This is a genomic window from Bradyrhizobium sp. Kon37 (assembly GCF_055807535.1).
The window spans coordinates 33,531-55,287 of the sequence record NZ_JBVVOY010000031.1; the positions used below are offsets into that span (position 1 = coordinate 33,531).

At 64.5% G+C, this 21,757-nt stretch carries 21 protein-coding genes; 13 read left to right on the plus strand and 8 right to left on the minus strand.

The window, feature by feature from the left end; genetic code table 11:
- The first annotated feature begins 81 nt into the window (after positions 1-81).
- The 7 genes from AC0L3J_RS33350 to AC0L3J_RS33380 are packed head-to-tail and all read left to right on the plus strand — an operon-like array spanning position 82 to position 8,229.
- Positions 82-960 carry an ABC transporter permease gene (locus tag AC0L3J_RS33350; protein ID WP_473349892.1) on the plus strand — a complete coding sequence of 293 codons (879 nt, stop codon included), beginning with the start codon at positions 82-84 and terminating at the stop codon, positions 958-960.
- Positions 957-1,892 carry an ABC transporter permease gene (locus AC0L3J_RS33355; RefSeq protein WP_473349893.1) on the plus strand — a complete coding sequence of 312 codons (936 nt, stop codon included), beginning with the start codon at positions 957-959 and terminating at the stop codon, positions 1,890-1,892. The genes AC0L3J_RS33350 and AC0L3J_RS33355 overlap by 4 nt, the downstream gene beginning before the upstream one ends.
- A gap of 8 nt (positions 1,893-1,900) precedes the next feature.
- Complete coding sequence (locus AC0L3J_RS33360) at positions 1,901-3,007, plus strand: ABC transporter ATP-binding protein (protein WP_473349894.1); 1,107 nt, start codon at positions 1,901-1,903, stop codon at positions 3,005-3,007.
- 21 nt (positions 3,008-3,028) lie between these two features.
- The gene (locus tag AC0L3J_RS33365) at positions 3,029-3,520 is read left to right on the plus strand and encodes a (2Fe-2S)-binding protein (protein WP_473349895.1); all 492 of its coding nucleotides are present in this window, start codon (positions 3,029-3,031) and stop codon (positions 3,518-3,520) included.
- A 2-nt stretch (positions 3,521-3,522) separates the two neighbouring features.
- Positions 3,523-5,910 (plus strand): xanthine dehydrogenase family protein molybdopterin-binding subunit, encoded by a 2,388-nt coding sequence (locus AC0L3J_RS33370; protein ID WP_473349896.1) that lies wholly within the window; start codon positions 3,523-3,525, stop codon positions 5,908-5,910.
- 11 nt (positions 5,911-5,921) lie between these two features.
- A complete protein-coding gene (locus AC0L3J_RS33375) occupies positions 5,922-6,719 on the plus strand; it encodes an FAD binding domain-containing protein (RefSeq protein WP_473349897.1) in 798 nt (265 codons plus the stop codon).
- 16 nt (positions 6,720-6,735) lie between these two features.
- Entirely contained in the window at positions 6,736-8,229 is a 1,494-nt protein-coding gene (locus AC0L3J_RS33380; protein ID WP_473349898.1) for an amidase, read from the plus strand.
- A 173-nt stretch (positions 8,230-8,402) separates the two neighbouring features.
- On the opposite strand, the gene AC0L3J_RS33385 is transcribed toward AC0L3J_RS33380, so the two are convergent.
- Positions 8,403-9,302, minus strand: coding sequence for a LysR substrate-binding domain-containing protein (locus tag AC0L3J_RS33385; RefSeq protein WP_027519799.1), 900 nt, complete (start codon positions 9,300-9,302; stop codon positions 8,403-8,405).
- A gap of 180 nt (positions 9,303-9,482) precedes the next feature.
- On the opposite strand from AC0L3J_RS33385, the gene AC0L3J_RS33390 reads away from it, so the two are divergent.
- Positions 9,483-10,280: a fumarylacetoacetate hydrolase family protein gene (locus AC0L3J_RS33390; RefSeq protein ID WP_027519798.1), complete on the plus strand. Its 798-nt coding sequence runs from the start codon at positions 9,483-9,485 to the stop codon at positions 10,278-10,280.
- A gap of 99 nt (positions 10,281-10,379) precedes the next feature.
- Here AC0L3J_RS33390 and AC0L3J_RS33395 read toward each other — a convergent pair whose 3' ends face one another.
- Positions 10,380-11,231 carry an HpcH/HpaI aldolase/citrate lyase family protein gene (locus tag AC0L3J_RS33395; protein WP_473349899.1) on the minus strand — a complete coding sequence of 284 codons (852 nt, stop codon included), beginning with the start codon at positions 11,229-11,231 and terminating at the stop codon, positions 10,380-10,382.
- Positions 11,231-11,734: a MaoC family dehydratase gene (locus AC0L3J_RS33400; RefSeq protein ID WP_446479956.1), complete on the minus strand. Its 504-nt coding sequence runs from the start codon at positions 11,732-11,734 to the stop codon at positions 11,231-11,233. Before AC0L3J_RS33400 ends, AC0L3J_RS33395 begins: the two co-directional genes overlap by 1 nt.
- Before the next feature lie 179 nt (positions 11,735-11,913).
- Here AC0L3J_RS33400 and AC0L3J_RS33405 point away from each other — a divergent pair, with 179 nt between their 5' ends.
- Positions 11,914-13,080, plus strand: a complete 1,167-nt coding sequence (locus AC0L3J_RS33405; protein WP_473349900.1) for an acyl-CoA dehydrogenase family protein — start codon at positions 11,914-11,916, stop codon at positions 13,078-13,080.
- A 55-nt stretch (positions 13,081-13,135) separates the two neighbouring features.
- Here the strand turns inward: AC0L3J_RS33405 and AC0L3J_RS33410 are convergent, their stop codons facing one another.
- The 5 genes from AC0L3J_RS33410 to AC0L3J_RS33430 form a co-directional block, all read right to left on the minus strand.
- Positions 13,136-14,719, minus strand: coding sequence for an AMP-binding protein (locus tag AC0L3J_RS33410; protein ID WP_473349901.1), 1,584 nt, complete (start codon positions 14,717-14,719; stop codon positions 13,136-13,138).
- Positions 14,720-14,752: 33 nt separating this feature from the next.
- Positions 14,753-15,388 (minus strand): uracil phosphoribosyltransferase, encoded by a 636-nt coding sequence (upp, locus tag AC0L3J_RS33415; protein WP_473349902.1) that lies wholly within the window; start codon positions 15,386-15,388, stop codon positions 14,753-14,755.
- 147 nt (positions 15,389-15,535) lie between these two features.
- Entirely contained in the window at positions 15,536-15,664 is a 129-nt protein-coding gene (locus AC0L3J_RS33420; RefSeq protein ID WP_456768271.1) for a hypothetical protein, read from the minus strand.
- Positions 15,665-15,789: 125 nt separating this feature from the next.
- A complete protein-coding gene (locus AC0L3J_RS33425) occupies positions 15,790-15,981 on the minus strand; it encodes a hypothetical protein (protein ID WP_473349903.1) in 192 nt (63 codons plus the stop codon).
- 145 nt (positions 15,982-16,126) lie between these two features.
- Complete coding sequence (locus AC0L3J_RS33430) at positions 16,127-16,594, minus strand: hypothetical protein (protein WP_473349904.1); 468 nt, start codon at positions 16,592-16,594, stop codon at positions 16,127-16,129.
- A 411-nt stretch (positions 16,595-17,005) separates the two neighbouring features.
- Here AC0L3J_RS33430 and AC0L3J_RS33435 point away from each other — a divergent pair, with 411 nt between their 5' ends.
- The 4 genes from AC0L3J_RS33435 to AC0L3J_RS33450 all read left to right on the plus strand — a co-directional run bounded on the left by AC0L3J_RS33435 (position 17,006) and on the right by AC0L3J_RS33450 (position 21,721).
- Positions 17,006-17,095 carry a K(+)-transporting ATPase subunit F gene (locus AC0L3J_RS33435; protein ID WP_018454042.1) on the plus strand — a complete coding sequence of 30 codons (90 nt, stop codon included), beginning with the start codon at positions 17,006-17,008 and terminating at the stop codon, positions 17,093-17,095.
- A 31-nt stretch (positions 17,096-17,126) separates the two neighbouring features.
- Positions 17,127-18,830 (plus strand): potassium-transporting ATPase subunit KdpA, encoded by a 1,704-nt coding sequence (gene kdpA / locus AC0L3J_RS33440; protein WP_473349905.1) that lies wholly within the window; start codon positions 17,127-17,129, stop codon positions 18,828-18,830.
- Between the two features lie 65 nt (positions 18,831-18,895).
- Positions 18,896-21,010 carry a potassium-transporting ATPase subunit KdpB gene (gene kdpB, locus AC0L3J_RS33445; protein WP_473349906.1) on the plus strand — a complete coding sequence of 705 codons (2,115 nt, stop codon included), beginning with the start codon at positions 18,896-18,898 and terminating at the stop codon, positions 21,008-21,010.
- A 108-nt stretch (positions 21,011-21,118) separates the two neighbouring features.
- Positions 21,119-21,721, plus strand: a complete 603-nt coding sequence (locus AC0L3J_RS33450; protein ID WP_473349907.1) for a K(+)-transporting ATPase subunit C — start codon at positions 21,119-21,121, stop codon at positions 21,719-21,721.
- Positions 21,722-21,757 lie beyond the last annotated feature (36 nt).

The window sequence follows — 21,757 nt, forward strand, 5'->3', positions numbered from 1 at the left end:
ACCTGCTTCACCTGACGTGAACGAAGCGCCGGCGCGGCGATGCGCCGGTGCGAAAAGACCGACTTCGAGGCGTTTGCCGACATGCAGACCAGTCAAACCCCACCACGCGCAAATCTCGCCGGCTGGCTCTACGTGTCGCCGCTCGTGCTGGTGCTCGTACCGTTCTTCGTGGCGCCGATCCTGGTCGTGCTGGCCGCGAGCTTCTTCGCCACCGACGGCTTTGGCGGGCTGACGCCGGGCTTCACGCTCGCAAGCTATGTCGAGGTGCTGCATTCAGCGCTGACGCTGAAGCTGTATCTGGCGACGATCAAGTTCACGGTGCTGACCTGGATCTTCACACTGATCATAGGCTTCTTCGTCGCATACTTCCTGGTCTTCCACGTCCGCAACCAACTACTGGCGATTGGTCTGTTCCTGCTCTGCACGGTACCGTTCTGGACCTCGAACATCATCCGGATGATTTCCTGGATTCCGCTGCTCGGCAAGGAAGGCCTGATCAACCAGGCGCTGCTGGCAATAGGCGTGATCCGCCAGCCGCTGGAAGTGCTGCTGTTCTCGGACCTGGCGGTCGTCATCGCCTATGTCCACCAGCTTACCATTTTCATGATCGTGCCGATCTTCAATTCCATGGCACGGATCGACAAGAAGCTGATCGAGGCCGCGATCGATGCAGGCGCCAGCCGCTTCGACATCATGCGCCTGATCGTGGTGCCGATGTCCAAGAGCGGCATCGCGCTCGGCACCATCTTCGTCGTCTCGATCGTGATGGGCGATTTCTTCGTCGTCAAAGTGATGTCCGGCGGCGGCTCGGCCTCGGTGGTCAGCGCCTTCTACGAGGACGTCGGCGTGCTGCAATATCCGACCGCGGCGGCCAGCGCGGTGCTGCTGACGCTGGTGCTGGTCGCGATCGTCTCGCTGATCCTGCGCACCGTCGACATCAGGCAGGAGATCACGCGATGAGCGCGGTTCTCGCCGACATGCCCAAGACTGACATTTCCAAGACTGACATGTCAAAGACTGACATGTCAAAGACGGTCGCGCCGGCGACGACCAAGGCGATTGCACCGAGCAAGGGCGGCCGGCCGTGGACGTTCTATCTTCTGGCGACGCTATTCGGGTTCTATGTGATCGCGCTGTACGGCCCGATGTTCTGCATCTACGTCCTGTCGTTCCAGGACATCCGCGGCGGCCTCGTGTTCCCGATGAAGGGGCAGTCGCTGCACTGGTTCGTCGATCTCTTCACCCAGGTGCGAACCGGTGACGTCAAGGGCTCGTTCGATCGTTCGATCAAGCTCGCCGTCATTGTCACTGGCATCACGGTGGTGGTCTCGTTCCTCGCCGGGCTCGGCTTTCGCAAGCGCTTTCGCGGCGACACGGTCGTGTTCTACATGATGATCGGCAGCCTGGTTGCTCCGGGTCTCGTGCTCGGCCTCGGCACCGGTCTGTTGTTCCAGGCGCTCGGGCTCAATGCGAGCTGGTACACCTCGGCGCTCGGCGCGCAATTGTCCTGGACGCTGCCGTTCGGCGTGCTCGTGATGTTTGCGGTGATGTCGCGCTTCAACAACGTCTGGGAGGAGGCGGCCTACGACCTCGGCGCCAGCCGCTGGCAGTCGATCCGGCTGGTGATGATCCCGGTGCTGGCGCCCGGCCTGGTCGCGGTCGCGCTGTTCGGCTTCACGCTCTCCTACGACGAGTTCGCCCGCAGCCTCCAGACCGCGGGCTCGCTCAACACGCTGCCGCTGGAGATCTGGAGCATGACCTTGAACGTCACGTCCCCCTCGCTTTACGCGCTCGGCACGGTCACGACGATCGTCTCCTTCATCGTCATCGGCGCGAGCCTGGGCAGCATCGTGCTGATCCAGAAGAAGCGCGGCAGCAGCACAAAGGGTTGAGCTCGGAAATGAAGAGCGATCGCGGCGATATCGAACTGGCGGGCATCTGCAAGAGCTTTGACGGCGTCACCAATGTGGTCGACGGTGTCAACCTCAAGATCGCCGACGGCGCCTATTGCTGCTTCATCGGCCCGTCCGGCTGCGGCAAGACCACGATTTTGCGCATGATCGCCGGCCACGAGGACCCGACCGCCGGTGAGATCGTGATCGGCGGCCAGAACGTCGTCGGCCTCGCGCCGGTGCAGCGGCGCACCGCGATGATGTTTCAGTCCTACGCGCTGTTCCCGCATCTGACCGTGCGCGAGAACATCGCCTTTGCGCTCCGCGTGCGCGGCATGTCGAAGCCCGATCGCCTGCGCGCAGCCGATGCCATGATCGAGAAGGTGCGTCTGACGCAGTTCGCCGACCGCCTTCCGGCGCAACTCTCCGGCGGCCAGCAGCAGCGCGTGGCGCTGGCGCGCGCCGCGATCACCGAGCCGAGGGTGCTTTTGCTCGACGAGCCGCTCTCCGCCCTCGACGAGCAGCTCCGCGTGCAGATGCGCCAGGAGCTCAGGCGGATGCAGCAGGAGCTCGGCATCACCTTCATCCACGTCACCCACACCCAGCTCGAGGCAATCGCGCTCGCCGATCTCGTGGTGGTGATGGAGCAGGGCAGGATCAAGCAGGCGGGCGCGGCCCGCGACGTCTATGCCCATCCGCACGATCGTTACGTCGCCGAGTTCATGGGCGGGCAGAACGTGCTGTCGGGGCGGGTCGAGAAGGTCAACGGTTCGACCTTTACGCTCGCGCAGGCCGCGCCTGATGGCATCGAGGTCCCGCTTCAAGCGCGGTCCACGGTCAGCGTCGGTGACAAGATCGATATCGCCGTGCGCCGCGACGATGTCGCGCTGGTCCGGCCGGGCAGGGAGCTGCCGCCGGGCTGCTCCAATTCGCTGCCGAGCCGCGTGCTCGCGATCGAATACCAGGGCTATTTCGTCAAGGTCATGCTCGACGCCGTGCCGGACGACGCGTTCGTCGCCTACGTGCCGGAAAAGACCTTCTTCGCGGATCCGTTCACCGTCGGCGACGTCGTGATGGCCACATGGGCCACCGGCAGCGCGCTTCCACTCGCCTAAAGACCCGTCGCGCACAGGAGTATGATCGTGCAGATATCCTTCACACTCAACGGACGGCCAACCACTGTCGATGTCGAGCCGGCGACGCTCGTCGCAGAGCTGCTGCGCGAGCAGCTCAACCTCACCGGCACCCATATCGGCTGCGACACGAGCCAGTGCGGCGCCTGCGTGGTGCATCTCGACGGCCTGCCGGTGAAGAGCTGCACGCTGCTGGCGCCTGCGCTCGACGGTGCGACGCTGCTCACCATCGAGGGCCTGCAAGGTGCGCCGGGTTCGAACCGGCTGCATCCGATGCAGGAGGCGTTTCGCGAGCATCACGGTCTGCAATGCGGCTTTTGCACGCCCGGCATGCTGATGACGGCGGTGGCGCTCGCGACCGAGAAGCCGGACCTCACGGAAGCCGACGTTCGCCACGGCCTTGAAGGCAATATCTGCCGCTGCACCGGCTATCAGAACATCGTCGTCTCGGTCATGGCTGGCGCTGCCGCCATGAACGCCGCCAGGGGAGAGTGACCATGGGCCATGTGATCGGGATCGGCGCTTCACCCAAACGGAAAGAGGACCAGCGCTTCCTCACCGGCCGCGGCAATTACGTCTCCGACATCAAGCGTCCCGGCATGACGGCGGGTGTGTTCGTGCGCTCGCCGCACGGACACGCGATCCTGCGGGGCATCGACAAGAGTGCGGCCCTCGCATCGCCCGGCGTCATCGCGGTGTTGACCGGCGAGGATACCGCCGCGGACAAGCTGGGATCGCTGCCCTGCGGTTGGGGTATCACGGACGCCAAGGGCGTGCCGATGAAGGAGCCGCCGTTCCCGATGCTGGCGCAGGGCAAGGTGCGCTTCGTCGGCGACATGGTGGCCTTCGTTGTCGCAGAGACGCCGGCGCAGGCCAGCGCGGCAGCCGAGCTGCTGACCGTCGATTACGAGGTGCTCCCCTCGGTGGTCGGCGTGCTTGAAGCCGTGCGGCCCGGCGCGCCGCAACTGTTCGACGACGTTCCGAACAACATCTGTTGCGATTGGGAGCTCGGCGACAAGGCGGCGGTCGAGACCGCGTTCCGGAAAGCGGCGCATGTCGCAAAGCTCAGCCTCGTCAACAACAGGCTGATTGGCAACCCGATGGAGCCCCGCGCGGCGATCGCCGAGTATGAGCCCGGCACGGATCGTTTCACGCTGTGGACCACCAGCCAGTTCCCGCATGTCGTGCGCTTCCTGATGGGCGCGCTGGTGCTGAACATTCCGCAGCACAAGCTGCGTGTGGTCGCGCCGGATGTCGGCGGCGGCTTTGGCGTCAAGCAGTTCCACTACGGCGAGGAGGCCGTGATCACCTGGGCCGCCAGGCGCGTGATGCGGCCGATCAAATGGGTGGCGAGCCGCTCCGAAGGCTACGTCTCCGATCGCCACGGCCGCGATCACGTCACCGAGGCCGAGCTCGCACTCGACGAGACCGGAAAGTTTCTGGCCTTCCGTGTCAACACGCTCGCCAATATGGGCGGCTATCTCTCGACCTTCGGGCCGAACATCCCGACCAATCTCTACGGTCCGCTGCTCGGCGGCGTCTACACCACGCCTGCCATCTACTGCAACGTGAAGGTGGTCTTCACCAACACGGTTCCGGTTGACGCCTATCGCGGCGCCGGCCGTCCCGAGGCGACCTTCGTGCTGGAGCGCATCGTCGACGTCGCAGCCAGCGAGATGGGAATCGACCGGGTCGAGATCCGCCGACGCAACATGATCCCGAAGGAGGCCTATCCCTATCAAACGCCGGTGCTGGTGCAGTACGATTCCGGCGATCCGATGGGGTGTCTCGACGGCGCTCTTGTCGCGGCCGACGTCAAGAACTTCGGTATCCGTAAGGCGGAGTCGGCGCGCAGGGGCAAATTCCGCGGGCTCGGCTACTCGACCTATGTCGAGGCCTGCGGCCTTGCGCCGTCACGCTTCGCGGGACGATTGGGCGCGCGCGGCGGGCTCTATGAGAGTGCCACGGTGCGGGTGCATCCGACCGGCCAGGTGACGGTCATGATCGGCACGCACAATCACGGCCAGGGCCACGAGACGACGTTCGCGCAGATCGTCTCGGAAAAGCTCGGTGTCGCGTTTGACAATGTCGACATCGTGTTCGGCGATACCGATCGCGTGCAGTTCGGCATGGGCACCTATGGCTCGCGTTCGCTGGTGGTCGGCGGCGCGGCGCTGTCGAAGGCGACGGACAAGGTGGTCGCGAAGGGCAAGAAGATCGCTGCGCATCTGCTTGAGGCGGCCGAAGTGGATATCCAGTTCGAGGCCGGAAAATTCTCGGTCGCAGGCACCGACCGCATGAAGACGTTCGAGGAGATCGCGGGCGCCGCCTACGTGCCGCACGACTATCCGCTCGAAGTGCTGGAGCCGGGTCTGGAAGAGCAGGCTTATTATGATCCCGTCAACTTCACCTATCCCGGCGGATGCCACATTGCCGAGGTCGAGATCGACCCGGAAACCGGCACAGTGACGCTGGTCAATTACACCGCGGTGGACGACGTCGGCACGGTCATCAACCCGATGATCGTGGAGGGCCAGTTGCACGGCGGCATCGTGCAGGGCGTCGGTCAGGCGCTGTACGAGAACGCGGTCTATGACGAGAGCTCGGGCCAGCTGCTGTCGGGCTCGCTGATGGACTATTGCATGCCGCGCGCCGATCACATGCCGATGATGAACATCGCGACCCATTCGACGCTGTGTACGCATACGCCGATGGGCGTGAAGGGCTGCGGCGAGGTCGGCACCATCGGTTCGCCGGCCGCGGTCATCAACGCGGTGGTCGATGCGCTGTCGCATCTCGGCGTCACCCATGTCGACATGCCGGCGACGCCGAACCGGATTTGGCGCCTGCTGCAAAATGCATCGCTGCCGGTCGCTGCGGAATAGGGAGGATGACAATGAAGCCGTTTGCCTATCACCAACCGGACCGGATTCCCGACGCTGCCAAACTGCTGACCTCGATCGAGGACAGCAAGCTCGTCGCCGGCGGCATGACGCTGATCCCGACGCTGAAGCAGCGGCTCGCCAGTCCGCCTGCCCTAGTCGACCTGTCGAGGCTCGGACATCTGAAGGGCATCACCGACGATGGCGCCACCATCACCATCGGTGCGATGACGCCACATGCCGTGGTGGCAGCCTCGAAGCTGGTGCAGGCGAAGATCCCCGGTCTCGCCGCGCTGGCCTCGATGATCGGCGATCCCGCCGTGCGCATCCGCGGCACCATCGGCGGCTCGGTCGCGAACAACGATCCCGCGGCCGATTATCCGGCAGGTGTGCTCGGATTGGGCGCGACCGTCGTCACCAGCACGCGCGAGATCGCGGCCGACGGGTTTTTCCGCGGCCTGTTCGAGACCGCGCTCGAACCTGGCGAGATCATCACGGCGATCCGCTTTCCGGTGCCGCTCAGGGCGGGCTACGCCAAGTTCAAGGCGCCGGCGTCGCGCTATGCGCTGGTCGGCGTGTTCGTCGCGAAATTCGCCGATGGCGTTCGCGTGGCCGTGACCGGAGCGGGCTCCGGCGTATTCCGCGTTCCTCCGATGGAAGAAGCGCTTTCTCGAAGTTTCGATCCGTCCGCGATCGCGGCGATCAGGATCGACACCGAGGGTCTTACCTCCGACATCCATGCCGAAGCCGACTACCGTGCGCATCTCGTCACGGTCATGGCCAAGCGCGCCGTCGACGCGGCGCTCAGCTAGCACTTCAGGGTTGATGATGACTGATGGTTCCGGCCGAACGGCCTTCCCGCCGGCGCCGACTGGCCTTGGCTCGCTTTCCGCAACCGAGATCTTGGCCGGCTACCGGCGCAAGGCGTTCACTCCGCGCGATGTCGTCGACGACACCATTGCCGCGCTGGAGGCGACGAACGAGGCCTGCAACGCGGTGGTGACGCCGATGTACGAGCAGGCGAGGGCGGAGGCCGATCGTCTCACCAGGGAGATGCGTGCCGGTGAGGCCAAGGGGCCGCTCGCCGGTATACCCGTGACGATCAAGGACCTGGTCTTTGTCGCGGGCGTGCCGGCCTATGGCGGCTCGCCGATGAACAAGGCCTTCGTGCCCGATGTCGACGCGGCGGTTGTCTCGGCGCTGAAGGAGGCGGGTGCAATCGTCACCTGCAAGACCACGACCTGCGAGTCCGGTTATAAGTTGACGGCGGACAGTCCGGTCACCGGCACCACGCGCAATCCCTGGAATCCCGGTCGCACCAGTGGCGGATCGAGCGGCGGGGCGGCGGCGGGCGTTGCCGCCGGCTGCGGTCCGATCGCGATCGGAACCGATGGCGTCGGCTCGATCCGCGTGCCCTCGTCCTTCTGCGGTGTGTTCGGCCTGAAGCCGACCTTTGGCCTGGTGCCCCGTTCGCCCGGCTTCTCGCCACCGTCCTGGGGGTCGCTCGCGCATACCGGGCCGATCACACGCACGGTCGCGGATGCCGCGCTGACGCTGGAGATCATCGCCGGCTACGATCTGCGCGATCCCGCGAGCCTGCCGGTGCCGGCGCGGCGGTTCGACACGAAGGCCGCGCCGTTGAACGGCATTCGTATCGGCGCCAGCGTCGATCTCGGCTACGCCGCCGTCAGCGCCGATGTGCGCGCGGCGTTCGGCAAGACGCTGGCCATTCTCGATGCCTGCGGCGCGCAGGTCACCATGGATGGTCCCGGCCTCGATCCCGGCATCCTCGAGCACACGCTGAAGCCGATCGCCTTTACCGAACAGGCGGCCGCGGTCGCGAGCAAGAGCAAGGCCGATCTCGCCAACTCCGAAGCAGATTATCTCGACGTCATCAGTGCCGGCCGGCGCTACAGCGGCACGGACTATATCGAAGCGGGGTATCGCCGTGGCCAGGCTCGTAGCGGCTTCCTGAAGCTTTTCGAGCGTGTCGATGCGCTGGTGACGCCGACCGTCGCGGTGACAGCGTTCGAGGCCGGCCGCCTCGGCGTCGAAACGATTGACGGCGGCAAGGTCGATCCGCATCTCGGCTGGTCGCCCTTCACCTGGCCGATCAACCTCGCCGGCCTACCGGCGGCGACGCTGCCCTGCGGCTTCGATCGCGATGGAATGCCGATCGGCTTGCAGATCGTCGCTCCCTGGCTCGACGAACCCACGATCTTCCGCATCGCCGCCGCGTTCGAGGCGGCCCAGCCATGGGCGGCGTTCTGGCCGTCACTAACGCTCCGCGAAAGTCCCGCGCGCGCGAAAGCGGCGCCTTAACCTCGCCCCGCTTGCGGGGAGAGGTCGGATTGCATCGGAGATGCAATCCGGGTGAGGGGATTTTCCGCGAGGGCAGCTCTCACCGAATGTGCGGAAGCAGCCCCTCACCCCAACCCTCTCCCCGTAAGAACGGGGCGAGGGAGCGCACCATCGCAGCGGGAACAGGCCCCAGCTCAGGACAGCTCGATCGGGTCGCCGCGGCCGCTGAGCTCTTCGTCGAGGCGCAGATAGTGCGCGAGATAATCGTGCAAGGCGGTCGCCGCCTTCGAGGTCGCGCCGCTCGACTTGTAGAGCAGCAGCTCGATCTTCGGCAGCGGCGGCAGGCCTTCGTTCGGGCCGATCTCGCGCATCGCCGGCACCAGGGCGCTGCGGCCGAGTACGGTCACGGCCATGCCGGCGAAGGCCGCTGCCTGGAGGCCGCCGACGCTTTCGCTGACGCAGGCGATGCGCCAGCGCAAATTCGCGCGTTCCAGCGTGTCGATCGCGTAGTCGCGATAGATGTTGCCGGGCGGCAGCAGCGCCAGCGGAATGGGCCGTTCCTGGTGCGCGGCAGACTGCTCGCCGGTCATCCAGACCAGTTGCTCGCGTCGCACCACCTGGCCGCCCGTAAAATCGTTCATGCGGGTGACGAGCGCGATGTCGACATCGCCGCGCTTGACCAGGCCCACCAGCGGCGTCGAGAGCGCGCAATTGAGCTCGACCTGGACCCGGGGGAAGGATTTTCGGAACACGCTGAGGATCTGCGGCAGCATGAAGGCGGCATAGAGGTCGGGCGTGCCGAGTACGACCTGACCCTCGATCTCCTGTGACGCCAGTTGCGAAATCAATTCGTCATGCAACCGCAGGATGGACTTGGCGTAGGTGAGAACCGTGGTGCCGTCCTCGCTCAGCGTCAGGCGGCGCCCGGCATGCTCGAACAATTGCTTGCCGGTGAGCTCCTCCAGCCGCTGCAATTGCAGGGTGATCGCCGGCTGGGTGCGGCCCAGCCGCCGCGCGGTCTCGGTGATGCTCCCGGTCTCGACCACGGAGATCAGCGACCGGAGCATGCGGATGTCGAGGCTGATGAGGTTCATGCGGCGTCCATGTCGCCCAGAATTTATGCAAGTTCCATGCTAGGGCGAAAGGGAGCAGGCGGCCCGTTCTCGTCGATTAGAGCACGTGCCGGTCCAGCATTGCTGGCATACTGAATATTGATTATCAGGCGGCTCGGCGCGCATGATGCGCCCAACGAACATAAAAAGGGAGCACAAAACATGAAAGAGACATCCGCAACGCGACGAGAGCTGCTCGCAATTGCCGCGGCCGCAGGTGCTGCCTCAATCGCGGAAGTTGCGCCGGCTGCGGCGCAGGCAGGGCCGAAGCCGATCTTTCCGGTGCCGATGGTCACCATCCCGATCGTCGGCGAAGCCCAGGTGTTTCAGGTCCGCCGCATCTACTGCATCGGGCGCAACTATGCGGCGCACGCGATCGAGCGCGGCTCGGACCCGAACCGCGAGCCGCCGTTCTTCTTCCAGAAGCCGACCGACGCTATCCAGAACGTCGCTGTGGGCGAGGTCGCCGATCATCCCTATCCGTCGCTGACCAAGAACTATCATCACGAGGTCGAGCTGGTCGCCGCGCTGAAATCCGGCGGCAGCAACATCCCGGCCGAGAAAGCGCTCGACCACGTCTATGGTTACGCGCTCGGCCTCGACATGACCCGGCGCGATCTCCAGAACGGGATGGCCGCGGAGAAGAAGCCCTGGGAGATCGGCAAGAGCTTTGACCACGCCGCGGTGATCGGCCCGATCCACCCGGCCAGCAAGACCGGTCATTTCGACAAGGGCGCCATTTCGCTGGCGATCAACGGGACGGTGAAGCAGAGCTCGGATCTCAGCAAGATGATCTGGAGCGTGGCCGAGCAGATCGCAAAACTGTCGGAAGCGTTCGAGCTCAAGGCCGGCGACATCATCTATTCCGGCACGCCCGAGAATGTCGGCCCGGTCGTGAAGGGCGACGTGCTGTTGTGCAAGCTCGACGGCTTGCCGGACATGTCGATCAAGATCGTCTGATCTTCGCCTCTCCCCGCGTGCGGGGAGAGGCCGGAATTTACGCGAGCAAATTCGGGGTGAGGGGGACTCTCCGCGAGTTCAGTTTATTCCTTTCCTGCTCTAGCTCTGGCCGAGGATCTTCTTCGCGGCGCGAAGATGCGGCTTGTCGATCATCTGGCCGTCGAGGCGCAGCGTGCCGGAGTTCGGATTGCTCGCGAACGCCGCGATCACCTTCTCCGCCCAATTGCGCTCGGCCTCGGTCGGCTCGAACGCCGCGTTGACCACGTCGACGTGCTTGGGATGGATCAGCGCTTTCGCCGAAAAACCGTCGCGCCGCGCCGCGCGCGTTTCCTGTTCGAGCCCCGCCAGATTGTCGATGTCGGTATAGACGGTGTCGATCGGCGCGACCTCGGCCGCGGCTGCCGCCATTAAGCAGAGATCGCGCGCCAGACGATAAGGGCTGTGGAACACGCCGCCAGACGCCTTTTCAGTAGCGCCGAGCGAGGCCGAGAGATCTTCCGCGCCCCACATCAGGCCCGCGAGGCGAGGAGAGCAGCCCTTGTAGCTGCCGAGCCCGAAGATCGATCCTGCGGTTTCGGTCGCGACGCAGACGATGCGTGTCGAGCCGATGGCGATGCCAGCCGCAGCCTCCAAAGCTTCCAGCCATGTCGCGACCTGTCGCACGTCGTCACCGCCCTGCGATTTCGGCAGCACGATGCCGTCGGGCTTGCCCGGAATCACCGCGGCAAGGTCGGCGAGCGTCATGCCGGTGTCGAGCGCGTTGACGCGGACATAGAGCTGATGGGGTTTGTTGCGGCCGTTGAGCATCGCCAACGTCAACCCGCGCGCCTCCGGCTTCTTGTCGGTGACGACGGAATCTTCGAGGTCGATGATCAGCGCGTCGGCCTTGCCTTCGCTGGCCTTCTCGAATTTGCGCGGGGAGTCGCCCGGCACGAATAGCATCGAACGCATCAGACTGGCCTCTTGTGCATCATCGCCATGCGGCGGCATTTGCCGACGATCTCGTCGTTCTGGTTGAGAGCGTGGTGCTCGAACTCGACGATGCCCGCCTTGGGGCGCGATTTGGATTCCCGCAACGAAAGCACCTTGGTCGTCGCTCGCAAAGTGTCGCCATGGAAGACCGGTTTCGGAAACGTGACGTCGGTCATGCCGAGATTGGCAACGGTGGTGCCCATGGTCGTATCATAGACCGTCATGCCGATCATGATGCCGAGCGTGTAAAGGCTGTTGAAAATGCGTTGGCCGAACTCGGTCTGGGCCGCAAAATGTGCGTCGATGTGCAGCGGCTGCGGATTGAGCGTCAGCAGGCTGAACATGGTGTTGTCCATCTCCGTGACGGTCCGCGTCAGGGGATGCCTGAACTCCTGGCCCACGGAAAACTCTTCGAAATAAAGTCCGGCCATCGCGGTTTCCTCCCTGCGAAATAACGGCGCGCCCGCATCCTCGCGCCGCATGACCCTATGCATGCTACACACAGTTGATAGGGAAATTCACGTATCTGTACCCTGTTTTTCAAGTTAAAGAACGCAACCGAAGGCACGTTCGGGCGCACCAATCCGCCACGGCCGTCGAGTGGGGAACGCGACGAGGGGGAGATTGCGCGATCGCTTCTCCCAAGAAGGAGATCAAGAATATGGATTTCGCGCTCACCGCTCAGCAGGAAGCCATTCGCGACGCCGTCGCAAAGGTTTGCGAAGACTTTCCCGACGCTTATTGGCTGAAGAAGGACCACGACGGCGGCTTCCCGCACGACTTTCACAAGGCCATGGCGGACGCCGGCTGGCTCGGCATCTGCGTGCCGGAGGAATATGGCGGCTCCGGCCTCGGCATCACCGAGGCCGCGATCATGATGCGCGCCATCGCGGAATCCGGCGCCGGCATGTCCGGTGCATCCGCGGTGCACATCAACGTGTTCGGCCTCAATCCCGTGGTTGTGTTCGGCACCGAGGAACAGCGCAAGCGCATGCTGCCGCCGATGGTCGAGGGCCGCGAAAAGGCATGCTTTGCCGTGACCGAGCCCAACACCGGCCTCAACACGACCCAGCTCAAGACCCGCGCGGTGGCCAAGAACGATCGCTACATCGTCAACGGCCAGAAGGTGTGGATCTCGACCGCGCAGGTCGCGCACAAGATCCTGCTGCTGGCGCGCACCACGCCGCTCGAGGAGGTGCGCTCGCCCACGCATGGGCTGAGCCTGTTCTATACGGACTTCGATCGTAACAGGATCAAGGTCCACGAGATCGAGAAGATGGGCCGCAAGGTCGTCGATTCCAACGAGCTGTTCTTCGAGGATTTCGAGGTCCCCATGGAAGACCGGATCGGCGAAGAAGGCAAAGGCTTCCAGTATATCCTCGAAGGCATGAACCCGGAGCGCATTCTCATCGCCGCGGAAGCCGTCGGCCTCGGCAAGCTCGCACTCTCGCGCGCGACCGAATACGCCAAGACCCGCGTTGTGTTCAACCGGCCCATCGGCAAGAACCAGGGCATTCAGCATCCGCTGGCCGTCAACTGGGTCGAGCTCGAGGCGGCCTGGCTGATGGTGATGTCGGCGGCCTGGCAATACGACAAGGGCATGCCTTGCGGCGGCGCCGCCAATGCCGCGAAATACATTGCGGGTGAGGCCGGATATCACGCCTGCGAGCAGGCGGTGATGACCCATGGCGGCTTCGGCTATGCCAAGGAGTTCCACGTCGAGCGTTACTTGCGCGAAGTTCTGATCCCGCGCATCGCGCCGGTCAGCCCGCAGCTTGCGCTCAGCTTCATTGCGGAAAAGGTGCTTGGGCTGGCCAAGTCATACTAGGTAATGCGCGACCTTTTGGCCGAGACGAATTCGCGCGCTATCCCAGTGGCCGTGCTTATTCCGCGGCGATCCGCTCCATCGCCATGGCCCGAAGTCGGGCGCGCTGGATCTTGACGCCGTTGGCGCTGTCGGTGACGGGGAAGGCCTCCACGACATAGATCCGCGCCGGGACCTTGTAGCCGGCGAGCCGCTCGCGCAGGCGCGCGGTCAACGCGTCCTGCCGCGGCGGCTCGTGGGGGTGCTGGGCGGGGACCACGAAGGCAACGCAGCGTGCGTTTCCCTTCAGATCGACCGCGACGACCTGGGCGTCGGCCACGCCAGCGCACGATTTGAGCGCGTCCTCGATCTCGCCGGGCGCGACGAGGAAGCCGCCGAGCCGCATGGCGTCGCCCGCGCGGGTTTCGTAGACGAAGGAACCGTCGCCGCGCAGCCGGCCGATATCGCCGGTGCGGAAGAAGCCGTCCGCGGTGATGGCGTCGCGCGTCGCGTCGGGATTGTTGTAGTAGCCGAGGAAGCGTGACGGCGCATGGATCTCGATCTCGCCGGACACGCCTGGAGCGGCGAGATCGCCGGTCTCGGTGTCGCGCACACGGATCCTGGCCTCCGGCGACATCGGCCAGCCGCCGCCCTCGATGCGATCGGTGAACGCGTCACTCGAGCGTGCGATCGAGAACAGGGCCTGCACTTCGCTCGAACCATAGAGGCCGTGCAACGGCATGCCGCGCGCCTCGGCCTCGGCGGCAAGCTCGCGCCAGCCGGGCTGGAACGCGGCAAAGCCGCAGACTTCGAGATGCGGAAACGGACGCGGCACGTCGGTGAGGGCGAGGATGCGGCGGAACATCTCGTCCGAGCCAAAAGCGTGCGTGATCCCGCACTCGCGGAGAAGCTTCAGCGCCGGCGCGGCCTCGAAGGCGTCGAGCGCATGGACCGTCACGCCCGCCGCGACGAAGCCGAGCAGGCTCGTCATGCCGAAGGTGCCGCAGAACGGCAGCATCGCCAGAAGCGCATGGCGCTGCGGCGAGAGTTTGAGCGCTTTGGCGACGGAGGCGGCGTGGCCCGCCAGCGTCCGCTGCGAATGCGCGACAAGCTTTGGTCCTTTGGTCGTGCCTGACGTCGTGTAGAGCAGAACCGGCAGATCGAAATCATCCTGAGCCGGCGGGGCAGGCGGATAGCGCTTCTCGAAGGCATCGAAGCGCACGTATGGCCATTGGGCGGGAATCGCATCCGCGCCGACCACCGCGATCTCTCGCAGCGCAGGCACCTCGTCCTTGGCGACGTCGGCGAGAATAGCGGCAAAGTCGATCGAGCGGAACGCGGCTTCGATCACCATCAGCCTGGCGCCGGACAGCTTCAGGAGATGGGCGACCTCCGCGGTGCGGTAGCGTGTATTGACGGCGGCGACGGTTGCCCCAAGCCGGGCGGCGGCGAACAACAGCGCGATCCATTCGATCCGGTTGACCAGCCAGACCGCGACGACGTCGCCCTTGCCGATACCGCGCGCGGCAAGCCAGGCGGCGGTCTGCTCGATCTTTTCCGAGAATTCCGCGCGCGAGACCGGCGTGCCGTCGAACACGAAGGCCGGATCGGCGGCGGCTTCGGTCCGGATCAGCGATTGCAGCGAAAATTCGTTGGCGCTCATGGCAACCGGACTAACCCGACCGCGCGAACCTGTCTACTTGGTGCCGAACATCCGGTCGCCGGCGTCGCCCAACCCCGGCACGATGTAGCCGTGGTCGTTGAGCCGCTCGTCGATCGCGGCGGTCCAGACCGGCACGTCCGGATGCTCGCTCTGGAACTGTGCGATGCCTTCAGGCGCGGCCAGAAGGCAGACGAAGCGGATGTCGCGGGCGCCGCGCGCCTTCAGCAGCGAGGCGCCGGCGCAGGCCGAATTGCCAGTCGCCAGCATCGGATCCATCAGGATCACAGTGCGGTCCGATAGGTCCTGCGGCGCCTTGAAGTAATACTCCACCGCCTGCAGCGTCTCAGGATCGCGGTAGAGCCCGATATGGGCGATGCGTGCCGACGGCATCAGCGCCAGCATGCCGTCGAGGAAGCCGACGCCCGCGCGCAGGATCGGCGCCAGCGTGAGCTTCTTGCCGGCAATCTTGGGCGCCCGCATTGGCGAAATCGGCGTCTCGATATCGACCAGCTCCAGCGGCAGGTCGCGCGTCACCTCGTAACCGAGCAGCATCCCGATCTCGTTCAGGATCTCGCGAAAGCTCTTGGTCGAGCGGTCCTTCTCCCGCATCAGGGAGAGCTTGTGCTGGACCAGGGGATGGGCGATGACGTTGACGTTGCTGATGCTCATGAAACCGATCTACACGGTTCCGTGAAACTGCGCCAGATCGACCGGGTGTTTTTGGCCACGCCTTTTAGCCGTGCCTCTTGGCCACAGAGCCGGTTGCTCGCCCCGTAGGCAGCCATGGTCAATTCGCGGTCGATGGGGCGTGAGGGCTTATGCTCCGAGCCCGCGCGCCACGAGTGTGATGACGAGCGTCAGGACCGCGCCCCAGATCAAGCTCAAGGTCACCGTCAGGACCGTCGTGGTGATCGCCTGCTCCAGATTTCGCTTAAGCGGCTGCACGTTAGCTGTCCGAAGTTGGTGTCGCCGCGATGCGCGTGCTGAGCAGGAGCACGGCCATCAATGCGACCAAGATGATGATCTTCAGCGCAACCATGTCTGGACCACCTCACGGTCAAGGGCGCTGGTCACGCGTGGAGGCGCCAGACAAGGATCGCGGTCTTCAGCGCGATCAGCGCGGTAAGCACGCTTCCCATCGAGAGCATGGTCAACGCGCCAAGGGCGAAGCGCTCGAACCCGGCCTTGCGTGCCGTTGATAGTCGCGCCGGGCGTTCGGCTCCATCGAAGGGCCGGTCAAAGCCATGTGTCAGCATCGACATGCTGGAAGTCCTCATTCGTGGCGGCGAAGCTGCCGCTTTGATCTGCCCCGCATGATGGCTGTCGCAGCATAGGAATGCGAGACGACTGTCGGTGCTGCGATATAGGAACGTCATAAGTGCCCCGAACCGGGCCGTGTCCGGCGGGCTAGCCGAAATTTTCGCAGCCGACCGGCTCATAGAGCGGGTCAGACGCGGGACGAACAACGGGAACGCTCGAACGCGAAACTTCCACGGCCAATGTCTCGACCTCGATGAAAGCCGCCAGCAGCGCGAGCGCGAGATCGGCGTGGCGGGCTTCGACCGCGGCATCGAGCCAATCCGGCAACTCGCGCTCGCGCGATAGCGCACAGTGCCATTCGCCCTCGTCATAGGCGATGCGGCGGACCCGCCATAGCGGCAGCTCCAGCTCTATCAGCGCCAGCGTGGCATCGGCCCAGGCCTCGACATCGATCAGGCGCAAGACGCGTGCGGTGCGTTCGCTTTGTCCAAGCGAAGGGAAGCGGCGGCAGGCGTGCGCGACGATGTCGAGCATCAACGATCGGGTTATCGCCTGCGTGCTGCGCAAACGATCGCTGAGTGACGGCGGTTCGTGGTGTCGGCGTGCGGCGCTCATGTCAGGCCTCCTGGAAAATGGCGTCGGTCAGTCGGCCGGCCTCTCCAAGATGGCCAAAATGGCATTTGAAAACGAGATGGGGGCGGGGCGAGAGATATAGGGATTTCATAAGCGTGGGCCGCCGCCTGCCTTTATGAGATTCCTATAACTTCGCCACGGCCCTCGTCTCGAAAACCTATGCCTGGGGTGGCACTTCAGCCCGGTCAAAAGTCCCGTTAGGCGCCGTGGAAATGCACCGGCATTTCATTTCACGCGCCGACCGGGTCTCCCGAGAAACGGTTGCGCCGAAATCAAGGGCGCAACGAGGAGTATCTCCATGATGGACATTCTGATGCTGGCGCTGGGCTTCGGCTTCTTCGCCCTTGCGATCGGCTACACCTACGCCTGCGAACGGCTTTGAAGGAGCGGACCATGATCTTCGATTATTCGCTCGCAGGCGCCGTTTCGCTCGGCCTCCTGTTCTACCTCACTTACGCGCTGCTGCGGCCCGAGCGGTTCTGACCGTGCTCCTGAAGCCTGAAGGGTTAATTCCATGACTGTGATCGGTTGGCTGCAGATCATTCTCTTTTGCGTCATTGTCGTCGCGCTCACAAAACCGCTCGGCTGGTACATGACGCGCGTGTTCAACGGCGAGCGAACCTTCCTGTCGCCGGTGCTGCGTCCGATCGAGGCAGGCATCTACTGGTTCTCCGGCGTCGACGAGAAGCGCGAGCAGCATTGGCTGACCTATACGGTCGCCATGCTGCTGTTCCATGTCGGCGGCTTTCTCATCATCTACGGCGTGATGCGGTTGCAGGCGATTTTGCCCTTCAATCCGGCCGGCCAGGCGGCGGTCGCCGCGGATCTCTCCTTCAACACGGCGATCTCCTTCATCACCAACACCAACTGGCAGAATTACGGTGGAGAGAGCACGCTGTCCTATCTCGTGCAGATGCTCGGCCTGACGCACCAGAACTTCCTGTCGGCGGCGACCGGCATCGCACTCGCGGTCGCCCTGATCCGCGGCTTCTCGCGCGCCTCGATGCGTACGATCGGAAATTTCTGGGTCGATGTCACGCGCTGTACGCTCTACGTGCTGCTGCCGATCTGTGTCGTCTATACGCTTTTCCTGGTCTGGCAGGGCATGCCGCAGACGCTCGGTGACTACGTCGAGGCGACCACGCTCGAAGGTGCCAAGCAAACCATCGCGGTCGGCCCGGTCGCCTCGCAGGTCGCGATCAAGATGCTCGGCACCAACGGCGGCGGCTTCTTCAACGCCAACGCGGCGCATCCGTTCGAGAATCCGACTGCGCTGTCGAACTTCATTCAGATGTTGTCGATCTTCGCACTTGGCGCGGCGCTCACAAACGTGTTCGGCCGCATGGTCGGCAACCAGCGCCAGGGCTGGGCAATCTTGTCCGTGATGGGTGTGCTGTTCGTCGCCGGTGTCGCCGTCACCTACTGGGCGGAGGCCAGCGGCACCTCGACCCTGCATGCACTCGGCCTGACCAGCGGCAACATGGAAGGCAAGGAGGTTCGCTTCGGCATCGTCGCGTCCTCCCTGTTCGCCGTGATCACGACGGCCGCCTCCTGCGGCGCCGTCAACGCCATGCATGACAGCTTCACCGCACTCGGCGGCATGATTCCGCTGATCAACATCGAGCTCGGCGAAATCATCGTCGGCGGCGTCGGGGCCGGCATGTACGGCATGCTGCTGTTCGTCATCCTCGCGATCTTCGTGGCGGGCCTGATGGTCGGTCGCACGCCGGAATATGTCGGCAAGAAGATCGAGGCGCGCGAGGTCAAGATGGCAATGCTCGCGATCCTGGTGCTGCCGCTGATGATCCTCGGCTGGACGGCGGTCGGCGTGGTCTATCCGGCGGCGATCGCCTCGATGGCGAATGCCGGGCCGCATGGCTTCACCGAGGTGCTCTATGCCTTCACGTCGGCGGCCGGCAACAACGGCTCGGCCTTCGCGGGCCTCACCGGCAACACCTTCTTCTACAATCTCACGCTCGCAAGCGCGATGTTCGTCGGCCGCTTCTTCATGATCATCCCGGCGATGGCGATCGCGGGTTCGCTGGCCGCCAAGAAATCGATCCCGCCGTCCGCGGGCACCCTCCCGACCACGGGCGGGCTGTTCGTCGGCCTCGTCGTCGGCGTGATCCTGATCATCGGCGGCCTGACCTTCTTCCCGGCCCTCGCCCTCGGCCCCATCGTCGAGCATCTCGCGATGAACGCCGGCCAAATCTTCTGACCAGCAAGTGTTCTGAACAGCAAGTGTTCTGATCGACCGCCTTCTGATTGTTCGGAGTGACCTCCATGGATACCATGAAACTGCAAAAACGTGCGTCCGTCTCGGCGATGTTCGATCCCAAGATCGTCGTGCCTGCGATCCGCGCGTCCTTCATCAAGCTCGATCCGCGCTTGATGATCAAGAATCCGGTGATGTTCGTGGTCGAGATCGTGGCTGCGCTCACCACCGTGATCTTCCTGCGCGACCTCGTCACGGGCGGCGGGAATCTCGGCTTTACCTTCCAGATCATCGTCTGGCTCTGGTTCACGGTGCTGTTTGCCAATCTTGCCGAAGCCGTGGCCGAAGGCCGCGGCAAGGCGCAGGCGGAATCGCTGCGCAAGACCCGCACCGAGAGCCAGGCCAAGCTGCTGACCGGCGCCGGCCTGGCCTTCAATCTCGTGCCGGGGACCAGCCTCAAGGTTGGTGACATTGTGCTGGTCGAGGCCGGCGATACCATTCCCTCCGATGGCGAGGTGATCGAGGGCGTCGCGTCCGTCAACGAGGCCGCCATCACCGGCGAGTCCGCGCCCGTGATCCGCGAATCCGGCGGCGACCGTTCGGCGGTGACCGGCGGCACCCAGGTGCTGTCCGACTGGATTCGCGTGCGGATCACGGCAGCGCAAGGTTCGACCTTCATCGACCGCATGATCAAGCTGGTCGAGGGCGCCGAGCGGGCGAAGACCCCGAACGAAATCGCGCTCAACATTCTGCTGGCCGGCCTCACCATCATCTTCGTGTTCGCCACCGTCACCATCCCGAGCTACGCGGCCTATGCCGGTGGCTCGATCTCGGTGGTTGTGCTGGTTGCGCTGTTCGTGACGCTGATCCCGACCACGATCGGCGCGCTGCTGTCGGCGATCGGCATCGCCGGCATGGACCGCCTGGTCCGCTTCAACGTGCTGGCGATGTCTGGCCGTGCCGTCGAGGCCGCGGGAGACGTCGATACGCTGCTGCTCGACAAGACCGGAACGATCACGCTCGGCAACCGCCAGGCGACCTCCTTCCGCCCGGTGCGCGGCGTCACCGAGCAGGAGCTCGCGGACGCGGCCCAGCTCGCCTCGCTCGCCGACGAGACCCCGGAGGGCCGTTCGATCGTGGTGCTGGCCAAGGACAAATACGGCATCCGTGGTCGCGACATGGCCGAGTTGGGAGCCACCTTCATCCCGTTCACGGCGCAGACCCGCATGAGCGGCGTCGATGCCGGCGGCTCGTCGGTGCGCAAGGGAGCGGTCGATGCGATCCTCAATTATGTCGGTGGCGGTGCACCGCTGGTGGTCGCCTCCGGCAATACGGCTCGTTCCATCCAGCCCGCCGGGCTCTCGGACATCGGCCGTGAGATCCAGACCATTGCCGACGACATATCGAAGGCCGGCGGCACGCCGCTGGCCGTCGCCAGGGACGGCAAGCTGCTCGGCGTCATCCAGCTCAAGGACATCGTCAAGGGCGGCATCCGCGAGCGCTTTGCCGAGCTGCGGCGCATGGGCATCCGCACCGTCATGATTACCGGCGACAATCCGATGACGGCGGCCGCGATCGCAGCGGAAGCCGGCGTCGACGACTTCCTGGCGCAGGCAACGCCCGAGGACAAGCTCAAGCTGATCCGCGACGAGCAGGCCAAGGGCAAGCTGGTGGCGATGTGCGGCGACGGCACCAACGACGCCCCGGCACTCGCCCAAGCTGACGTCGGTGTCGCCATGAACACCGGCACTCAGGCGGCTCGCGAGGCCGGCAACATGGTCGACCTCGATTCCAACCCGACCAAGCTGATCGAGGTGGTCGAGATCGGCAAGCAGCTCTTGATGACGCGCGGCGCGCTGACCACGTTCTCGATCGCCAACGACGTCGCGAAATATTTCGCGATCATCCCGGCGATGTTCCTGGCGTTCTACCCCCAGCTCAACGTGCTCAACGTCATGAACCTGTCGAGCCCGCAGAGCGCAATCCTGTCCGCGATCATCTTCAACGCGCTTGTTATCATCGCGCTGATCCCGCTGGCGCTGAAGGGCGTCGCCTATCGCGCGGTCGGGGCCGGCGCACTGCTCCGGCGCAATTTGCTGATCTACGGCCTCGGCGGCATCGTCATTCCCTTCATCGGCATCAAGGCAATTGACCTCGTGGTGACCGTTTTACACCTGGCTTGACCCCGTCATTGCGGGGAGCGAAGCGACGAAGCAATCCAGACTGCCTCCGTGGAAAGATCCTGGATTGCTTCGCTTCGCTCGCAATGACGAAAGAAATAGGAGAAACACATGCTCAGACAAATCCGCCCCGCCATCGTCCTGCTGCTGGTGCTCATCGCCATCACCGGCCTGGCCTATCCGCTGGCGATGACGGCTATCGCCGGCGCGATCTTCCCGGTGCAGGCGCAGGGCAGCCTGATCGAGAAGGACGGTAAGGTGATCGGCTCCGCCCTGATCGGGCAGGAGTTCAAGGACGACAAATATTTCCACGGCCGTCCCTCGGCAACGGTGGCGCCCGATCCGAACGATTCGACCAAGACGGTATCGATGCCCTACAACGCCGCCAATTCGGGCGGCTCCAATCTCGGCCCAACCAGCAAGGCGCTGGCCGACCGGCTGAAGGAAGACGTGGACAAGCTCAGGGGCGAGAATCCGAATGCCGCCGTGCCGGTCGACCTCGTGACGACCTCAGCCAGTGGCCTCGATCCAGATATCTCCCCCGAAGCGGCGCAATTCCAGGTGCCGCGCGTCGCGAAGGCGCGAAACGTGCCGGAGGATCAGGTCAAGCAACTGGTGGCTTCCAACACCGAGGGCCGCCTGCTCGGCCTGATCGGCGAGCCCCGGGTCAACGTGCTGGCTCTGAACCTCGCGCTCGATCGTGCCACGAAGTAGTCTAGGCTAGGTCCGCGCGGATGATTATATTGATCT

What these genes read in the sequence shown, in the direction of transcription:
- AC0L3J_RS33355 (WP_473349893.1), top strand. Translation starts at nt 957, where the DNA reads ATGAGCGCGGTTCTCGCCGACATGCCCAAGACTGACATTTCCAAGACT.
- AC0L3J_RS33405 (WP_473349900.1), top strand. Translation starts at nt 11,914, where the DNA reads ATGGATTTCGCGCTCACCGCTCAGCAGGAAGCCATTCGCGACGCCGTC.
- AC0L3J_RS33375 (WP_473349897.1), top strand. Translation starts at nt 5,922, where the DNA reads ATGAAGCCGTTTGCCTATCACCAACCGGACCGGATTCCCGACGCTGCC.
- AC0L3J_RS33390 (WP_027519798.1), top strand. Translation starts at nt 9,483, where the DNA reads ATGAAAGAGACATCCGCAACGCGACGAGAGCTGCTCGCAATTGCCGCG.
- AC0L3J_RS33350 (WP_473349892.1), top strand. Translation starts at nt 82, where the DNA reads ATGCAGACCAGTCAAACCCCACCACGCGCAAATCTCGCCGGCTGGCTC.
- AC0L3J_RS33410 (WP_473349901.1), bottom strand. Translation starts at nt 14,719, where the DNA reads ATGAGCGCCAACGAATTTTCGCTGCAATCGCTGATCCGGACCGAAGCC.
- AC0L3J_RS33360 (WP_473349894.1), top strand. Translation starts at nt 1,901, where the DNA reads ATGAAGAGCGATCGCGGCGATATCGAACTGGCGGGCATCTGCAAGAGC.
- kdpB (WP_473349906.1), top strand. Translation starts at nt 18,896, where the DNA reads ATGGATACCATGAAACTGCAAAAACGTGCGTCCGTCTCGGCGATGTTC.
- upp (WP_473349902.1), bottom strand. Translation starts at nt 15,388, where the DNA reads ATGAGCATCAGCAACGTCAACGTCATCGCCCATCCCCTGGTCCAGCAC.
- AC0L3J_RS33385 (WP_027519799.1), bottom strand. Translation starts at nt 9,302, where the DNA reads ATGAACCTCATCAGCCTCGACATCCGCATGCTCCGGTCGCTGATCTCC.
- AC0L3J_RS33400 (WP_446479956.1), bottom strand. Translation starts at nt 11,734, where the DNA reads ATGCGGCGCGAGGATGCGGGCGCGCCGTTATTTCGCAGGGAGGAAACC.
- AC0L3J_RS33430 (WP_473349904.1), bottom strand. Translation starts at nt 16,594, where the DNA reads ATGAGCGCCGCACGCCGACACCACGAACCGCCGTCACTCAGCGATCGT.
- kdpA (WP_473349905.1), top strand. Translation starts at nt 17,127, where the DNA reads ATGACTGTGATCGGTTGGCTGCAGATCATTCTCTTTTGCGTCATTGTC.
- AC0L3J_RS33450 (WP_473349907.1), top strand. Translation starts at nt 21,119, where the DNA reads ATGCTCAGACAAATCCGCCCCGCCATCGTCCTGCTGCTGGTGCTCATC.
- AC0L3J_RS33370 (WP_473349896.1), top strand. Translation starts at nt 3,523, where the DNA reads ATGGGCCATGTGATCGGGATCGGCGCTTCACCCAAACGGAAAGAGGAC.
- AC0L3J_RS33435 (WP_018454042.1), top strand. Translation starts at nt 17,006, where the DNA reads ATGATCTTCGATTATTCGCTCGCAGGCGCCGTTTCGCTCGGCCTCCTG.
- AC0L3J_RS33425 (WP_473349903.1), bottom strand. Translation starts at nt 15,981, where the DNA reads ATGTCGATGCTGACACATGGCTTTGACCGGCCCTTCGATGGAGCCGAA.
- AC0L3J_RS33365 (WP_473349895.1), top strand. Translation starts at nt 3,029, where the DNA reads ATGATCGTGCAGATATCCTTCACACTCAACGGACGGCCAACCACTGTC.
- AC0L3J_RS33395 (WP_473349899.1), bottom strand. Translation starts at nt 11,231, where the DNA reads ATGCGTTCGATGCTATTCGTGCCGGGCGACTCCCCGCGCAAATTCGAG.
- AC0L3J_RS33380 (WP_473349898.1), top strand. Translation starts at nt 6,736, where the DNA reads ATGACTGATGGTTCCGGCCGAACGGCCTTCCCGCCGGCGCCGACTGGC.